Raw genomic sequence first — 14206 nt, 5'->3', positions numbered from 1 at the left:
CGCTATAAAACCTAATTTTAATTAAAATAGAATTTTAAATACTAGGCAATAGGTGGTGCTTTATTTAAAAAAAAGTAAGAGGAAGAAACCCCAATGAAAGGAGTTACATAATGACTAGCAATATGATTTGTAGATATTCTAACAATTTCAGAAAAATCAAAAATAGCAACAGAAGTAAAATCACTATTCAGGTTTTCAGAAGCAAGAACACATATCTTACAATCAGTATGATCAGCATCATGACCTATACTGTGTAGATCTAAAAGCTGTATACAACTGAATACTACTAATAAGAGTGTAGCAATGATATGTCTGTGTGACTTCATAACGGCAAATAAACAAAATTTAACCTGTATTAAAAACTCGGCTGGTGTTAAAATATTGCAAAACTTACAGATTCAGTAATAATTTTTTGTAGAGCGTTTGGCAAATATTGCTGGCTCCAAGGATGTTTTGTCCCGAAAACATGATCTGCTTCTTTGACTATTAACATATGACTATTTCTGTTCCATGCATGCAATTTTTGCGCCTCTTCTATAGAGACCGTAGGATCCTCAGAGCCATGGATAATCAAGTGTGGAATTTTTATTTTTTTAGCAGCTCTGGATATTGTAAGTCGTTCTTTATTTTCGATAAATGACGTGTAAAATTGAAAATAATGTGGCATTTCCTGTTTTGTTCTTCCATTTTTCACATAATACACCCCACTATTTTCCCATTTCTCAAAATCAGCCCCTTTAGGAAATCTATTTTTATAATCAGAAACACTTGCCCATGTGATCAACTTTTGAACTCTAGCATCTTCTGCTGCTTTAATCAGCACAATTCCTCCTCCACGAGAATGCCCAATTAATGTGATTTTAGTAGTATCTATAAAATCAGTGTACTCTGTATGTGTTGTAGTGATCCAATCCAGAACGGATTCTACATCATCTAACTCCTTAATATAATTATTATGACCAAAAGCATCTAAATCCGAAAAATCTATTGGCTGCTCCACGGTTCCCCCGTTATAAGAAAAATTAAACTTTACAAAGAAAAACCCTGCTTTTGCAAAAGCATTAGCTACCAGATCCCACGCACCCCAATCCTTAAACCCTTTATAACCGTGACAAAAAATAACAACTGGTTTTTGGACTATTTCATTAGTATAAAAAACATCAGTCACAATTGACTTTTGATGTTTTCCTGATACTAATATATTCTTATGACTTATGATCATATCACGAATTAATTCAGTGGTTTATAATTATGGTATATGCACATTAAAAAAATGTTACTTTGATCATTAATAATAAATAATATTTAATTCAAATATGAATTAAGCATCCATAAGGTTTTTTCTGTTTCAGTGATGTAATCGCTCATCAAACTTATTGTTCCTTCATCATCTGCCTCTCCTGCCAAGCTTAATATTTCTCGCTCTTTAGCAACTAATATTGATAAATTAACTACTATATATTCAACCCCTTTTACGCCATCCTTGACACCCTTTCTTTCTTTTATAGAAGATTCATTAAGATAATCAGAAAATGTATGTAAAGGTTCTCCTTCTAATGTCAGAATTCTTTCAGCAATTTCATCTATTTTAATAGAAGCGTCATTATAAAATTCTTCGAACTTTATATGCAGTTCAAAAAATTCTTTTCCTTTTATATTCCAGTGAAATCCTCTTACATTTTGATAAAACAGTTGATAATCAGCTAATAACTGATTCAATAGTTTATTTAATACCGTTGCTTTGTTTTTATCTATTCCTATTAGGTTCTTCATCTTCTTAATTTTATCTTTTATATATAATTACGATTTAAAAAAGTATAAAAATACCTTTTATATTTTATTTTGTTCTTATTATTTATAATGACCTTTTTGTCGTTACCTCCTTCTTCCTCCAGAATATGTCATCGCTTCACCTTTACCAAAACCATAACTAAATCCCAGGGTAAGAAAGCGTCCTCGTTGATTAAAACTAAAGGTTTCAAAATCATCCTGTTGCGTGAAATTCTCCGAAATTCGGGATTCAAATACATCTCTAATCCCTAAATTTATAACCGCTTTTCCTTTTAATATTTTTTTCCGTACACCTATATCCGCAAAAGCAAAACCAGCAACATCTCCTTGTACAGTATTGTAATCTGATTCATAATTGCCTGTGATCTCAATATCAATTTCTGCAGGTAATCCAATTTTAGTTCCCAGTTCTGTAGACCATCGTTCTCCAGAAAAATCAAAAAGTTGTTCTTCAAAAATACCTTCCCTTTCAAAATAATTAAAATTAAAATCACCTGTCAATGTAAACCACTTTACAGGACTATATTTTCCATTCATCTCAAAACCTGTAGCTCCATTAGTACCCACATTTTGTGGAGTGGATATGGTAACATTATCTTCAAATCGAGATATTCTTTCTATAACCTCTTTAGTATATCTATGATAAATACTTGCATTCATAGAAGCTTTTCCGATTTTAAAAATACTGGTTAGCTCATAAGAATCCGTAAATTCTGGTTGTAAATCCGGGTTTCCCGTTCTGATATTAAAATTATTTCGAATATTAAAAAAAGGGTTTAAATCGAATAGCCGTGGTCTATAAATACGCTTAGAATATCCAGCTTGCAGAGAAAAGTTTTCAGAAACTTTATAAGAAGTGTGAAAACTGGGAAAAAAGTTAGTGTAATTCTGGCTATTTGATTCATTAGTATTAATCAATTCAGTAGTAAGATCTGTGATCTCTGCCCTCATTCCTATTTTAACACCCCAAGTATCTAGCTCATAACCTGTGGTTCCGTAAAATGCTAATACTTTCTGATTATATTCAAAATCATTAGTCAAATCTTCATTGGCGACAAATACTCCATCGATAAAATCACGCACCTCATATTCATTACCTACATCATTAATAACGTATTGGGCACCTGTTTCTAATGTGACTTTATCTGTTAGCGGATTTGTATAATCTAACTTAAATGTATAATCCGCCTGCTGAAAATTAGTATCCGTCTGCTGATTACCACCTACATCATCCCCAAAAGTTGTCGTATTAAAGAATTCTGAAGATAGATCCTTTCCAAAAAACTTACCCAGCGTACTAAATAATAAGATGTGTTCTTTTTTATTTTTAAACTGTTTTTTATAGTTTAATTCGTATTGCCATTTTGGATTAGTTGCTTCTGTATTTTCTTTTCTTGTCCATGAGGAAACCAACCCAGTTTCATCAAAAAAATCAAAATCATTAGAAGAGGGTTGATCTTCTACTTCGTAGGCAAAATTACCCGACAATGTAATCACATTGAGCTTATTAATATGATAATCTGTACCTAAAGTGAGGTTATAAAAAGTTTCATTTCTAAAAGAAGTGCCTACACTATTTACAGTAGTAGCATTAGTAAGATCACGATTAGAAGTTTCTGAATCTCTGGGTAAAGAACGATATCCCGCTCCAAATTGTGTAAATAGATTAAATTTTTCTGTCCTTCTGTTTAGACTTACACCTATACTATGATTATCCGGGATCCCCGTATTTAGTGAGATAGATCCGTTAAGCCCTTTTTTTTCGCCCTTTTTTAAAATAATATTTAAAATTCCTGAAGTTCCTTCAGCATCATACTTTGCAGAAGGATTTGTAATCACTTCAATACTTTCTATCATATCCGCTGTAATTGTTCCCAGTGCATTACTTTCTTCATCTGCTAGTACAGAAGGTTTGCCATCAATCAGAATTTGTACTCCGGTACTACCTCTCAGACTTATCTGACCTTCGATATTTACGTTTACAGAAGGCACATTATTAAGAACCTCTAGTGCACTCGCTCCTGTACTGCTAATATCGCGACCCACATTAAACACTCTTTTATCTAACTTAAATTCTGTTTTAGAAATCTCTCCCGTCACTATAACTTCATCTAAAGTCTGGCTATCTAAAGATAAAAGGATTGTTCCTAAATTCACTTTGGAATCTTCTACGTTATATTCGGTGATTGTCTTTGTCTTATATCCCATAAAACTTACTTCGATATAAAAATCACTAATCGTAGAATATATCTTAAAACTTCCATTCTCATCTGTAATCACACCATCAACTGCTTGATTGGTTTTTTTGTTTCCCAATACTATTGTGGCATACCCAATCGCTTCATTACTTTCTTTATCTACGAGATTTCCTGTTATTTCTATTTCACTATTCTGAGCACTAGCTACCATAATTGAAGAAAATAATAGTATAAAAAATGTAAAATATTTGTTTTTATTCATTACCACTACTAAGAATTTTATATTGTTTTTAGAGAAGTTCTCATACATCCATTATAGTATGTATGTTTCTATTGATCTACTGAATTTTAGTGCCGTTGCTATATATTTTATGAATATAAAGCAAAATATGTAGGGCGATTGGTGGATTATATCAACTTTAACAATCTATAAGTACACGAAAAATCAGAAGTAAACCTTTGGACAAAAATAAAGTCTAAATTTTATGTTGTATTGGTGGTGTTGATAGCGACGTAACAGAAAAGTGTAGCACTATGTATCCTTAAGACATTAAAACCAAAATTAATGAAAACCTATAGATCCATATTTATTCTATTTTACACCACACTATTTTGTTTTTCGCAGGATCAAGTTGAAACTTTATCGGCTGTTATCATTGGTTACGGAGAACCAGCATATAACCCCCAGCGATCAGGACCTTCTGTATGAGTACAATATAAAGACACAAAAATTCTAGTCGATATGGGTAATGGTATTCAAGCCAGTCTAAACAAAGCGAGGGTTGAGATAAAAGAACTAGATCGTTTGCTATTTATTCATCATCATATGGATCATAATGAAAAACTAACGCCTATTTTCATTCGTTCTATTTTGGGTGGAAATAATTTTATGTTGGCAGGACCAGCATCTACTTCTGATTTTGCATCAAGCATCATGAATTTATATACTGAAGACATGAATTATAGAATAAAAAACAGTGGTCGGACGGTAGAAGATGTTAAAAATAAATACAACGCAAAAAACTTAAAAGGAGTAGAAACTTTTACTAGTAGGAGGTATTAAAATACGTTGTACAAAGATAAATCATACTATTTACGCGCTAAGTTACCGTTTTGATGTTGATGATCCCTTATTATTTTGGGAGACTTAACCTATTCAGTATCTCTATCTGTATTAGCCAAAGATGCGGATTATTTGATTATTGATTCTGGGGGTACTAAAAAAAAAGAACTCTTCTGGCAGAAAAGGTAAAAAAGGAAAGGGTCTTACTGTAGGTAAGAATAAGCAAAGAGCTCATGCAAACCTTGGCTCCCTATGACAACTATACGGGTAAATATGTAAGGGATTATAAGTATACTACCGGATCTGTAGAAGAAGGATTTTCTAAACTGGATTTTAAAGAAGATAAAAAAATAGAAAGAAAAGAAGCAAGAGGTTCATTACGAACAGATTTTGACATAAAAGATAAAGATAGTTTTATCTCTCTACAAGATTTAAAGAATAGACGTTTATAAATTAATACTATACTTCTTTCTCTGTGAAAGGAATTTCTATAGTTGAAATTTCAACAATTAAATGTCTCAGTTGTTCTAGATATTTTTCTAATGTTTCTGCTGTGATTTGATGATTCACTTTTCCTCTAACAGATGCTTTGGTTCCAAATTTCATAAACCCCTCTTTTAGATTTTTGAAAGATATAATACCGCCTTGAAAAGGTTCTGATATTGGATTTTTATTTTGTTGCATATAAGCATATGCTAATACCTGAATTATCTTACTATATTTATAGTCTCCTGTAATTACATCCCAGTCCATAAGAATTACATCTCCTTTATTTACTTTACCTGTCTTATAATCAATAATTCGTATATGTCCGTCCAGCTCATCAATCCGATCCACTTTTCCTTTTATATACACAGGAAAATTAAGTTCTGGTACTTCAATTTTTGTTTTAAGATTACTTTCTATTGCAATAATTTTTAATGCTGCACCTTTCTTTAATATTTGTTCTTCTGCTTTTAGAAAATTATAAATATATCTTTTAGCTACCTCATAAATCAATAAATTTTTACCTTGCCTGATGTCCAATTGGCTGTATTCTTTTTTAAACTGAGATTTAATTTCGACATCGATATCAACGATCATTTTAGAAATATCTTCTATAGTTAAAAATTTATTTTCAAGTGGTTTATAAAAATTTTCTAACGTATTATGAATAACTGTACCTAGTGTATTAGCGGCAATGGTTTCTTCTACCTGTTCACTCTCTCTGACTCCTAATATATATTGATAATAAAAATCAATAGGATTTCTTATATAAGTTGTCAGTGCTGAAGGAGATAGCCCGTGGGTTGCTAATTCTTTAATTTTTTGAAGTACCTGTTCATCTTTATTAATAATCAATGGGTTCTGAATCACCGCTGGTATTTCTGACGAAGTGATATATTGCGATACCTCATGCAATGGTCTTTTATCAATTTCCAGCTGACGAATAAACCTGCTCTTTTCTCCTCCACCGACTCCTTCATCCTCTGTATTATAAATAATATAAACATGCTTAGCTCGCTGTATCAAACGATAAAAATGATACGTATAAATCGCATCTTTTTCTTTATATGTAGGTAGGTTATATGCGTTTTTGAGATCATGTGGAATAAATGAGTTTGCACTTTTCCCTGCCGGTAATATCCCTTCATTTACCGAAGTTATAATTACGGTTTCAAAATCCAAACATCGGGATTCTAACATCCCCATTAATTGTAATCCTCTAAACGGTTCTCCACTAAAATCAAGAGTTTCTGTATTCATAACATCTTTATATAAATGATATAATGAAGCTATTGTTGTCAAATATTGATATTGCTCATGTAAGGTTTGTAAACGATTAAAAACTAAATGAAAACGATATACATATTCTAACTCTAATTGATGCGTGTCTTTTTTTAAAACATCTTTCAAAAACTTAATAAGTTCTCTACAACGTGTCAAAGCATCTGAAGCATTATCCCAAGGTGAGAATAAAATATCCACCATAGAATTAGAAGTATTCTGTAATTTACTCTTCAATCCTTCTACCGTTATAAAAACCAGGTTTTCTTTAGAAATTATATTTCTAATGTCATTAGAAATTGACCCAAACAACCAATATGCAGGTTGACTACTCAAAATTTCTAAAACAGATTTATAATAAAATCCCTTTGAGTTAGGAGTTTTGTGAAGGGCAAACAAGGATTCAAAAAAAGATGCAAGCGGCACTTCTTTTAATGCTAATCCCATTGTAATATTGAGAGCACCTATTGTTTCTGGCAAGGCATTGAGGACAGGAAGCAATAAAGATTCATCAGATAAAACCAACGCAGTATTTTCAATTTCTAATGCAGGAATTTTTTTTAAAATTTGCCCTACCAGCTTTGCCTGACCAATATTCTTGGGGACACCTATCAGTTTTATATCTTTTGAAGAAGAAAAATTATCTCGTATCCATTTAAAAGGTTTTTCCTGATAATATTTCCATTTGTTCTTATAGTTTCTTAGAAATAAAGCAGCCTCGTGGTAGGAATTATGTTGAAAAAACGCATCTGCATCCCAATAAATATCAGCTTGTTCTGCTTCTAATAATGTCTGAAAAATAATCTGCTCTGCATTATTCAAGGCATTAAAACCAATCAAAATATGGGTTTGCTGGGTTTCTTCGCAATAGGAAGTAATATTCTGAGCCGCCATCCTATAGAGCAACCCCTGATAACCTACTTTTTTCTTAAGTAATTTATTTTTAAAATTAGTGTAGTAATCTGATAAATCATTCCAAAATCTAATATAATTCTGGATCAGTTCAGTCTTCTCTTTTTGTAAATACCAGTGGTTAATATCTTGTATACTGGAGAGATATGAGAAAAAGCTCTTATGATCTATACAATACCTATCTATTTCATTAAAATCGTATATAAGTGTTTGCGCCCAACTGCTAAAAGTTTCCAGCGTTTCTTTCTCTAAATGGGTATGGGTATGAAGATATGTTTCATAAAACTCAAATAGAGTCTGGATATTATCAATCTGACGGAGTCTGGATACTTGTGCAATGAAATCTTCAATACTTAGGATAATAGGAGCAAAGAGTGTTTGCTCTGCATATTGATATAATAACTCTTTTTTTAAAAATAATCCGGCTCTTTTACTAGGTACGATAAATATTAGTTCGCTAATATCAGTATACGTATCTTTTACTTCTCTTACTATTTCTTTTAAAAAACTATCCACTCTCTAAAAATAAAAAACGTCCCGATATATCGGGACGTTTTTCTATTATATTAATAAATTATTAATGAAGAATATTACTTCACTAAGTTAATTTCAACACGTCTGTTTTGAGCTCTTCCATCTCTTGTTTTGTTAGAGGCGATAGGTCTAGATTCTCCGTATCCGATAGCAGATAATCTGAACTGATCTACACCTTTACCTGTAAGATAAGTTTTTACAGAATTTGCTCTAGCATCAGATAATTTCTGGTTAGAAGCTTCGCTACCTGCACTATCTGTGTGACCTTCTACTGTAAACTTAGCAGATGGGTACTCATTAAGTATTGCGATAATATCACTTAATACTTTATCAGATTGAGCTTTGATTGAAGATTTACCTGAATCAAATAATACTTGAGCAGCGTACTCATTTAATTTTTTCTGTACTTCTTCAGTTACTTCAGGACAACCGTTATTAGCAACAGTTCCAGCAACGTCAGGACAGTTATCGTCTTTATCTAATACTCCGTCACCATCTTTATCTTGGTAAGGACATCCGTTGTTAGCAGCAGGACCAGCTTCATTAGGACAATCATCTTTTGCGTCAGTGATTCCATCACCATCAGCATCAGGACATCCATTTAAGTTAGCTAAACCAGCAACAGTAGGACACTCATCTTTAGGATCAGCAATTCCATCACCGTCTGTATCAGGACAACCGTTAAACTCTGCAGTACCTGCAACATCTGGACAATCATCTTTCGCATCAGTGATTCCGTCACCATCTGTATCAGGACATCCGTTAAATTCTGCTAAACCAGGAACTTCAGGACACTCATCATCTTTGTCATATACTCCATCACCATCTGTATCTTTTCCTCCAAAAGCAAAAGTAATACCAGCAGCATGTTGGAAGTGAGTTGGAGGATAAGCTCCAGTTTCATAATCTTCTAATACGTGCTTATAAGTAGTCTGTAAGTTTAATGCTAAATTTTCAGTCATCCAAAAGTTAAGACCGAAAGAACCATTTACATGACCTACACCGATTTCATCAACCCAAGTGTAACCCCCGCCTAATCCTAAATATGGATCAAACCATTTAGAACCGATTGCTTCTTTGAAGCTATAGTTAATTCCTCCATCTACAGCATAGTAAGATAAGTCATCAGCGTTTACTGCATCTCCTTCTTCTGTTTCTCCTAGTACATCTATCTTGTTTACAGAACCTGCAACGTTAAAAACGAAACCACTTCCTATATATCTACCTACAGATAATCTAGATACTGATGGAAGGATATTCCAGTGGTCACTAGCGTTAAAAAATTCACTGAAGATATCGCCTTGTACGTTTTCTAAGTCTCCTCCAGTAGGATAGATGTCAACAGCATTAACGCCAATCGATACTGCCCAAGGGTTGTTTTGATCTTGTGCATTCGCAGTACTAAACCCAAGTACTAATAACGAAGCCACTAAAAATCTGCTAAGATGTTTCATATTCAATAATTTAATTTTTAAGTGTTAATTAGAGCAAATGTAATATGTTAAATATTACTGTCAAAGACAAAACTAATAAATTTTTCTTAATAGGTCAGTGTATATCGACGTTTGCGAAGTTTTTAAAGCTGTAATTTAGCAAATTATGTACCCCAAAAATGTGATAATAAGCCCTTATAAAAACAAATTTATAGTGATGATCTCTGTAACAATAGTACAATTATAAGATAAAAATATTTTTTATCAGTAAATTTCTACCAGTAATTCTAAAAATAATTGTTATTTATAGGTATTTTAAAGTGAGTTCATCATTAAAATATACAAGTATTTTTCTATCTATATGATACCCCATATTCTCTAATAACTCTCCATATAGTAACAATTGATTCGTGTATACTGTTTTATGTTCTCCCGTTTTGTAATCTATTATTGTAGCTTTTTTTTCTGTATCAATAATAATCCTGTCTGGTCTGTACATATGGCCTTGCGCCATGATATCTCTCTCATTCAGGACTTCTTTATCTTCACTAAAAAAAGGAGCAAGTTCAGGGTGATCTAATACCATTTTTAATTCCTTATATAATGTATCTTTTTCTGATACAGTAATCATCCCAGATTCCTGAGCTCTTATTATTACGTCATCGATATCTTTATATACATATATAGAAGCCATAAGATCATGAATTAAATTCCCTTTCTCTATTGCAGTTGCTTGCGCAGTATCCCAAAGCTTACCAGCATTAGTAATGATATGTACCTTGTGTTTTTTTAATGCATTGTCAAATTTAGTCAACACAATACTTTCTGTAGATGATTTTACTGCTGTTTTTATCTGTTCTGGTTTAGTAGCAATCCCAAAATCATAGCTAAGCTGGTCATTATTCCATATTCCTATATGTTTTAGATAATTAATAAATTTTCCTGAAAACTTATTAAAATTACTTTCTCCTTTAGCATTTAATTCTACTTTAGAAATAATGTATAGTTGTTCTTCTGCTCTGGTCAGCGCTACATATAATATATTTAGATTATCTAATTCTAATTGAGACTGTCTGTGATTTACGATTCGTAATGCTTCCGGTCCCAACTCTGAAAGTTCTTTATTATAATTAATAAACACATCTTCAAAACCTTCAAAATCTTCTTTAGCAACTGGTAGCCATGTTTTAGGTTCTAATTCTTTATAAATATCCACATTAGCATATGGGTAAATAACACAAGGGAATTCTAACCCCTTTGCTTTATGTATAGTCATCATCATAACTGCCTCTTCTCCTGCAGGTGCTATTATGCTTAGTGTATCTTTTTTACGTTCCCAATATGTTAGAAAACCTATGAGACCTTCTCCAAACTTTTGGGTATAGGAAAAAACAGTATCTAAAAAAAACTGTAAGTATGCTGGTGCTGTAGCTGTAAGATCAAAACTATTTATAATATATTCTATACCATCGTAACACGGTTTTACATCTAACTGATAAAAATTAAAATCAACTCCATACAAGGTAAGCTCTGTTATAAATGATGACTTATCAATAGAGACCATTTTTTGTAAAAAAGAGTGTTTTTCATCGATAGAAAATCGTTCTGTCATAAAATGTAACACTGCTATTTTAGCTAAAAGATCATCAGGATTTACATACCATGTGAGTAGATCGATGATAAAGCAAACTCTGGGGTCATTCTTTAACAGCAATGTTTCAGAAGAAATAATAGGTATTCCCTTTTCTACAAGAACATCTGCAATTGCGGTTCCTTCTTTTTGCCTTCTGGTCAATACACAAATTTGACTTAGCTCATATCCCTTTTTAGTAAGCGCTATTATCGTTTCATAAACCTTGTCTGGGTATACTTCATTTTCCTCTTCAACATTCTTAGCTTCTACAAACGATACATTCACATACCCTCCTTCTTTGTCATTATATTCTTGATTATTACCTAATAAATATAATTTCTGATATAATTCATTGCTAAAATCATTTGATAAAAAAGTAAACAGATCATTATTAAATTTAATAATTCCTTTACAGCTTCTATAATTTCTAGGTAGGTTACGTACACGTTTTTCTTTTACTGAAAAAGGGTTTTCATCCAGAGATAAATTAATAAATTGTTCTGCTTTTCCTCCTCTCCATCTATAAATAGCCTGTTTAGCATCACCTACAATAGTTAACTGTCCTCTTTTACCAGCTAAAGTCTCAGTAGCAATTGCATTATCAATAAGTGGTATCATATTCTGCCATTGTAGTTCTGAGGTATCCTGAAACTCATCTATAAAATAATCACGATACCGCTCTCCTAAACGTTCATAAATAAAAGGTGCGGGCTGATCTTTTATTGCATCACTTATAATTTTATTAAATTCAGAAATCAATAAAATATTTCTTTCTTTTTTTATATTCCGGATTTCTTTATCTATTGCATTTAATACAGAAAGTGGAATTATATTTTTGATAATATTCTCATACAGTTTTAATTGAAGCGCCCTCTCTTTTGTTTCTAAAAAAGCCTTTTCAATTAATGGGCGTAAGCTGTCTATCGCTTCTTTCTTTACTACATCTAATGTTTTATTGTAGAAACTTGCAGTTTCTATATTTTGACTCCATACAGATTTAAAAACACCTTTAAACTCCAGGTTCTTTAGTTTCACAAAATGACTGGGAATAGATTTACGTGTAAAATCTTCAAATACCAACCCTGCAACTTGTATGGATTGAATAATACCTTCAGCTATAGCAACAATTTTTTTTTGGTCCGCCTTAATCTTTGCTGTCAATACTGTTTTTAATTCTGTAAAATTGTGAATGGATTTATCTAACAGCTTATCCAGGTATATTCTGTCATTTTCACTAAATAAAAGTTTGGCAATCTTATTAAGTTCAATAGTGATATCCCAGCTTTTGTCATCTTCTAGCTTACTTAACGCAAAATCAATAAGGGTTTTTGTAAGTTCCTCATTCAATCCTACTTTTGCTATTAATGCATCCACCCCTTCTTCGATTAATGAATCAGTATCCATTTCGATTTCAAAATTCATCGGAATTTCTAAATCCTTAGCAAAAGTTCTTATGACTCTATGTGTAAATGTATCTATGGTAACAATATCAAACCCTGCATAGTTATGAAGTATGCTTTTAAGAATTCGATCTGCCTTTTGTTTTAATAATTTTTTGTCAATACCCGTTTCTGATATAATATCATTGATTAATTGTTGGTATTTAAATGAAGGTGTAGCATTGTTTATTCCAACAAGACTTTCTAACACTCTGGACTTCATTTCTGCCACAGCTTTATTGGTAAAAGTAATGGCCAACACATTCTTATAACTTTCCTGAAATTCTCCGGTTAATAGTTTAATCAAATATGCCTTCACTACTGTATAGGTTTTTCCTGCTCCTGCAGCGGCATTGTATATGGTAAAAGCGTGTTGAGGGTTCAAGATGTAGTCTGATTAAAATTTAAAAGGTATTAGTATCCTTTAATATAGGCTAAATATAAATTAATATTGAAAATTTTATAAGATAAACGGTACCAATTCATATGATCTTGACAAAAATAATAAGCAAGCCTGAATGAAAATCTGGATTTAAATAATTTATAACAAATATTAATTTTTATTAGTCAGTCTAATTCATAACTTTGATTTCGTTATTTTTAATCACTAAAAAAAGTAGAATATGTCATTCGAATTACCAAAATTAAAATACGCCTTTGATGCTTTAGAACCTAATATAGATGCTCGTACCATGGAAATTCACCATGATAAACACCATGCGGGATACACCTCTAAATTAAATGCAGCAATAGAAGGAACTGATCTAAGCGGAAAGACAATAGAAAACATTCTTATCAACTTAGATATGTCTAATAGTGCTGTCAGAAACAATGGTGGTGGATTTTATAACCACAGTTTATTCTGGGAAGTAATGTCACCTAATGGCGGTGGAGCTCCTTCTGGTGAGCTTGCAGAAGCAATAAATGCATCTTTTGGCTCTTTTGATGCTTTTAAAGATGCTTTCTCTAAAGCAGCAGCTACTCAGTTTGGTTCTGGATGGGCTTGGTTATGTGTTCATGAAGGCGGAAAAGTAGAAGTTTGCGGAACTCCTAATCAGGACAATCCTTTGATGCCAAAAGTAGGTTGTGGAGGAACTCCTATTTTAGGATTAGATGTATGGGAACATGCATACTACTTAAACTATCAAAATCGTCGTCCGGATTATATTTCAGCATTTTTTAATGTTATTGATTGGGATATGGTTTCTACAAAATATGCGGAAAACAAATAATTCTTTTCATTAGATTTATTAAAAGAGGCTGTCTAAAAAGCAATTTAGGCAGTCTTTTTATTTTGTATACTTTTAGGTTTTAATTGTTGATTGTAAATTTTAGCGAAGATTTATGGGATTTTATAAAAGCAAGTTAGCTTTTATAAGGCTAAACTTACCTTTTTAAGGTTGTGTGCCATAGCAATCAGTCCCATTTCAGTTTCT

Annotated in this window: 10 protein-coding genes; 3 read left to right on the top strand and 7 right to left on the bottom strand. The window is 32.1% G+C overall.

Annotated elements, in window-relative coordinates:
• Positions 1–41 precede the first annotated feature (41 nt).
• The 4 genes from ABD816_RS18175 to ABD816_RS18160 all read right to left on the bottom strand — a co-directional run bounded on the left by ABD816_RS18175 (position 42) and on the right by ABD816_RS18160 (position 4251).
• Positions 42–326: a hypothetical protein gene (locus ABD816_RS18175; protein ID WP_344929808.1), complete on the bottom strand. Its 285-nt coding sequence runs from the start codon at positions 324–326 to the stop codon at positions 42–44.
• A 47-nt stretch (positions 327–373) separates the two neighbouring features.
• Complete coding sequence (locus ABD816_RS18170; RefSeq protein WP_344929807.1) at positions 374–1222, bottom strand: alpha/beta hydrolase family protein; 849 nt, start codon at positions 1220–1222, stop codon at positions 374–376.
• 83 nt (positions 1223–1305) lie between these two features.
• Complete coding sequence (locus ABD816_RS18165) at positions 1306–1773, bottom strand: Dps family protein (RefSeq protein WP_344929806.1); 468 nt, start codon at positions 1771–1773, stop codon at positions 1306–1308.
• A 102-nt stretch (positions 1774–1875) separates the two neighbouring features.
• Positions 1876–4251: a TonB-dependent receptor domain-containing protein gene (locus ABD816_RS18160; protein WP_344929805.1), complete on the bottom strand. Its 2376-nt coding sequence runs from the start codon at positions 4249–4251 to the stop codon at positions 1876–1878.
• A 480-nt stretch (positions 4252–4731) separates the two neighbouring features.
• Here ABD816_RS18160 and ABD816_RS18155 point away from each other — a divergent pair, with 480 nt between their 5' ends.
• On the top strand, positions 4732–5052 hold the full coding sequence (locus ABD816_RS18155; RefSeq protein WP_344929803.1) for an MBL fold metallo-hydrolase: 321 nt from the start codon (positions 4732–4734) through the stop codon (positions 5050–5052).
• A gap of 233 nt (positions 5053–5285) precedes the next feature.
• Positions 5286–5504: a hypothetical protein gene (locus tag ABD816_RS18150; RefSeq protein ID WP_344929802.1), complete on the top strand. Its 219-nt coding sequence runs from the start codon at positions 5286–5288 to the stop codon at positions 5502–5504.
• Between the two features lie 7 nt (positions 5505–5511).
• Here ABD816_RS18150 and ABD816_RS18145 read toward each other — a convergent pair whose 3' ends face one another.
• The 3 genes from ABD816_RS18145 to ABD816_RS18135 form a co-directional block, all read right to left on the bottom strand.
• Positions 5512–8247 (bottom strand): PD-(D/E)XK nuclease family protein, encoded by a 2736-nt coding sequence (locus tag ABD816_RS18145; RefSeq protein WP_344929801.1) that lies wholly within the window; start codon positions 8245–8247, stop codon positions 5512–5514.
• 74 nt (positions 8248–8321) lie between these two features.
• A complete protein-coding gene (locus ABD816_RS18140) occupies positions 8322–9719 on the bottom strand; it encodes an OmpA family protein (RefSeq protein ID WP_344929799.1) in 1398 nt (465 codons plus the stop codon).
• Between the two features lie 283 nt (positions 9720–10002).
• Positions 10003–13155, bottom strand: coding sequence for a UvrD-helicase domain-containing protein (locus ABD816_RS18135; protein ID WP_344929797.1), 3153 nt, complete (start codon positions 13153–13155; stop codon positions 10003–10005).
• Between the two features lie 238 nt (positions 13156–13393).
• Here ABD816_RS18135 and ABD816_RS18130 point away from each other — a divergent pair, with 238 nt between their 5' ends.
• The gene (locus ABD816_RS18130; protein WP_344929796.1) at positions 13394–14002 is read left to right on the top strand and encodes a superoxide dismutase; all 609 of its coding nucleotides are present in this window, start codon (positions 13394–13396) and stop codon (positions 14000–14002) included.
• Positions 14003–14206: the final 204 nt, after the last annotated feature.

Origin of the sequence: Aquimarina addita, from assembly GCF_039539305.1 — a bacterium.
Taxonomy (GTDB): Bacteria; Bacteroidota; Bacteroidia; order Flavobacteriales; family Flavobacteriaceae; genus Aquimarina; species Aquimarina addita.
This window is presented reverse-complemented; position numbering and strand designations above follow the sequence as displayed.